Annotated in this window: 2 protein-coding genes; one reads left to right on the forward strand and one right to left on the reverse strand. The window is 42.5% G+C overall.

What is annotated here, in order from left to right:
* The first annotated feature begins 18 nt into the window (after window positions 1-18).
* Window positions 19-567: a dTDP-4-dehydrorhamnose 3,5-epimerase gene (gene rfbC, locus CAG60_RS01730; RefSeq protein ID WP_161438133.1), complete on the forward strand. Its 549-nt coding sequence runs from the start codon at window positions 19-21 to the stop codon at window positions 565-567.
* Window positions 568-658: 91 nt separating this feature from the next.
* Here the strand turns inward: rfbC and wecA are convergent, their stop codons facing one another.
* Window positions 659-1,732, reverse strand: coding sequence for a UDP-N-acetylglucosamine--undecaprenyl-phosphate N-acetylglucosaminephosphotransferase (gene wecA, locus CAG60_RS01735; RefSeq protein WP_161438134.1), 1,074 nt, complete (start codon window positions 1,730-1,732; stop codon window positions 659-661).
* Between the last annotated feature and the right edge of the window lie 446 nt (window positions 1,733-2,178).

The following is a 2,178-nucleotide window of genomic DNA, read 5'->3' on the forward strand; positions in this document are numbered from 1 at the left end:
ACTTATCAGTGTACTTAAATGAAGATTATTAATACCTCAATTCCAGACATAAAAATTATTGAGCCGCAGATCTTTGGTGATGAGCGCGGTTTTTTTATGGAAACCTGGAATCAACAAAAATTCGAGCAGCAGGTAACTCAGCAACCGATTTACTTCGTGCAAGATAACCACTCTAAATCCAAACAAGGTATTTTGCGAGGTTTACATTATCAAGTTGAAAACACACAAGGGAAATTGGTTAGAGTCATCTCAGGAGAGGTATTTGATGTTGCGGTTGATATCCGTAAAAACTCACCAACCTTTGGTCAGTGGGTAGGTACTTACTTAACCGCTGAGAACAAACGCCAGTTATGGATACCAGCAGGGTTTGCCCATGGTTTTTATGTTACCAGCCCAGAAGCGGAGTTTGTTTACAAGTGTACAGATTATTACAACCCATCGGCGGAGCGGGCGATAATCTGGAATGATCCTAAGTTAGCGATAGCTTGGCCATTACTTGGTGGTGAGCCGTTACTATCAGAGAAGGATAAAATGGCGCAGCGGTTAGCTGATGCACTGTTGTTATAGCTATTCAGTTGGCGCATATGAGAGTTGTGTTTTCCTAGGACCTAGGTCCTAGAATCTAGAACCTAGAACCTAAAAACCCCTTCCGGCACGTTTAATGCTCCACAGCCTCACCGATATCTTTTCCCAATAGTCGCTTTACCCAGGCGGTGATTCTCCATACGTAGCTCAACATGACAAAGTAAATAGCGAAGCAGGCCATAAAGCTAGAAAACATCAACGCTTCACTGATATTGGCTTTCTCTCCATAAATGCCAAAAGCCGCAAATAAACTGGCTATGCTACAAATAACCAATAATGTTTGATGTGACGTTAACCCTAAGCGCTGAAAGATATGGTGTAAGTGTTCACGATCGGGTTTGAAAGGAGAGTCGCCACGACGAATTCTACGGATCATTATGGCAGCCATATCCATTAATGGTACAGCAATAAGCCACAAAGCCGTCACGGGACGAATTAAAGGTCGGCTCTCGATCTGGCTTACCCCTAAAAGCATCCAAATCACCGTAAAGCCTATCATCATACTCCCCGCATCGCCCATAAAGACCTTGCGCTGTCGACCACAAATACCTAGGTTCATGCAGATATAAGGCAGCATGGTGACAATGATCACTACACATAAGTAAGCAAGACCATGCTGGCTATCAATGTTAAGTAAAAAGGCCAGTGCTCCGAAGGTAACAATGGATAAGCCGCCCAATAGACCATCGATACCATCGACCATATTAAAGGCATTGATCGCCCCGATAACCGCCATAACGGTCACGACAGTTCCAAACCAGCCAAGATAAATATCACCAAAGCCTAATATATTACCAAGATGATGCATTTCTCTCCCAGCAACGTGGATCATGATTAAAGAAAGCAGCACTTGAACGCCAATTCTTACTCGTACACTGAGATCAAATTTATCATCCAGAGCACCAATAAAAGTCAGGGACAGAATCGAAAATAAATACAGCCAGCTGTGTTGGATCATCTGCGGTTGGATGATGAGAACGACGGCTAAAACGACGCTGATGGACAGGCCTCCCACTAAAGGAACTGAGCCTTGATGAAGTTTTCGTGCGTTTGGCTTATCGACGAGGTTGATTAAAAAGGCGAACTTTCGCATCGTAAACAAAACAGCAAAAGAACCTAAAAACAACAAGATAAGATGAATAATCATAGGCAGCCACTGTATGAGTTATAGGTTTTATTGCGTTTATTGTAGAGCAATAATCTGAGCTTAGTTACTAAATCATCGCTCCAGAGCATGATACTGAGCGATCTAGCACATCATGGGGTCATTCTAGACGATAAAAGGAGCAGAACCAAACGATTGCTACTAAACGAATTCCCTCTTCCTACTTGAAGTGTCAGTGGTGTTGGTTATGGGGTGTTAGCTGAGTTTATTCCTCTTAATCATATCTCTACCATGCTCATTGAAAGTCGCTCATTGGCCGCCGATCTGCCACTCCAAGTCGTTTGGCTATCGATTGCCGATAAGGCAGTTTGCGTAACAAATAGTCATTTTTTTTTGATTAGTGAATATAAATAAAGCCAAAAGGCCATCGTTTTTAATAGCAGCGATCTGGTTAATATATAACCCGTAATTGATGGTATGGTAATGAG

Source organism: Vibrio sp. V33_P6A3T137, assembly GCF_009904835.1.
In the GTDB taxonomy this organism is placed as follows: Bacteria; Pseudomonadota; Gammaproteobacteria; order Enterobacterales; family Vibrionaceae; genus Vibrio; species Vibrio metschnikovii.

Excerpts from the sequence above, each read along its gene's own strand:
- rfbC (WP_161438133.1), top strand. The coding sequence starts at position 19 with ATGAAGATTATTAATACCTCAATTCCAGACATAAAAATTATTGAGCCG.
- wecA (WP_161438134.1), bottom strand. The coding sequence starts at position 1,732 with ATGATTATTCATCTTATCTTGTTGTTTTTAGGTTCTTTTGCTGTTTTG.